This window comes from Micromonospora sp. NPDC006766, assembly GCF_040636055.1.
Classification (GTDB): domain Bacteria; phylum Actinomycetota; class Actinomycetes; order Mycobacteriales; family Micromonosporaceae; genus Micromonospora.
Window position 1 is genome coordinate 1 of sequence record NZ_JBEYIX010000142.1, and the last position, 1,071, is coordinate 1,071.

A 1,071-nucleotide genomic window follows, 5' to 3' on the forward strand; every position below is an offset into this window, starting at 1 on the left:
TTGCGGCCGCTGCGGGGCCCGCGGGCCCGGGCCGTCGCCGGCCGGAGGTCGCCAGCAGGCCGGGGCCGGGCCGGCGCGGCCCGCTTTGCGGGCCGCCTTGATTCATAAGAGAACAATTCGGCAGCATCAACGACCGCGCCAGCAGTCGCCTCGCCCGGCCGCCTCAGGGAACCTCAGCCTGAGATTCAGCCGCTGGTGACTGTGCCGGCGCGGGTCGGGTAGGTGCAGCTTTAGCGGCGCGCCGCTGGCGGAACTCTTCAAACTTTGCGGTGAGGACATACATGTAGTCCAGCATCGCTTCTGAGAGCGCTAAGGCGTCCGCGGCGTCCTCACGGCTAACCTGGGACCCGGTGTAGTGGGCACCCTCGTTTCGAAGTACGCGTAGCTCATCGGCCCACTGGTACAACCGATCATCAATTAGGTTCTTCTCTTTCATCTCCCGAAGAGACCCGATCAGGTTTCGCCCTTTAATTCCATTCTCGGTGCAAACGCCTTCCAGGGTTCGCCCAACCATTACCGCCGCTGCCGTGTATGCCTTGGCGTCGAAACACTTACGTGCCTCGTTGTGCTCGTCGCGAAGCGGCTTAGGGACGGCGCTGCTTAGAGCTCGCGTAGCGCTTGGCCATACGCGAACCATCTCATCCCACCCCTCGCCGTAGTCTTCTTGTGCGAGGACTAGCGCTTGGCCGCAGTTGTCACATGAAACCAGAGTGATTAAGGAAGGCGGCCCTATTTCGGGCTTGTTTGAGTAGACAGAGCCCTGTTCCGTCGCATTGGCGGGCTTCTGGCAGTAGTAGCACAGGACAAAATGCTTGGTCGGGCCATAGAAGTCGGACATGGACACAATCTAGCCGGACATCTACCAGTTTCGGGGCCCGCGCCAGCCGTGGGCGTGCCTGTGCGCTGGCCCTGGCGTAATGCAGAGGAGCCGGTCGGTGGTCCGGCCCCAGGGCAAACGTCAGAGCATGCGGTGGCACTAGTACGGCAGCCGCCGTTTGAGATGCCGCTGGTAGAGCGGGGTGGACGCGAGGCGGCCACCGCGTGATCGTCTGTACGTTGTGGACATAACTT

At 62.6% G+C, this 1,071-nt stretch carries 1 protein-coding gene; it reads right to left on the reverse strand.

Going from position 1 to position 1,071, the window contains the following annotated elements:
* Positions 1-163 precede the first annotated feature (163 nt).
* Positions 164-838 (reverse strand): DUF4145 domain-containing protein, encoded by a 675-nt coding sequence (locus ABZ671_RS32760; protein ID WP_357865464.1) that lies wholly within the window; start codon positions 836-838, stop codon positions 164-166.
* Positions 839-1,071 lie beyond the last annotated feature (233 nt).

Coding starts and splice junctions, on each gene's coding strand:
- ABZ671_RS32760 (WP_357865464.1), bottom strand. CDS start 838: ATGTCCGACTTCTATGGCCCGACCAAGCATTTTGTCCTGTGCTACTAC.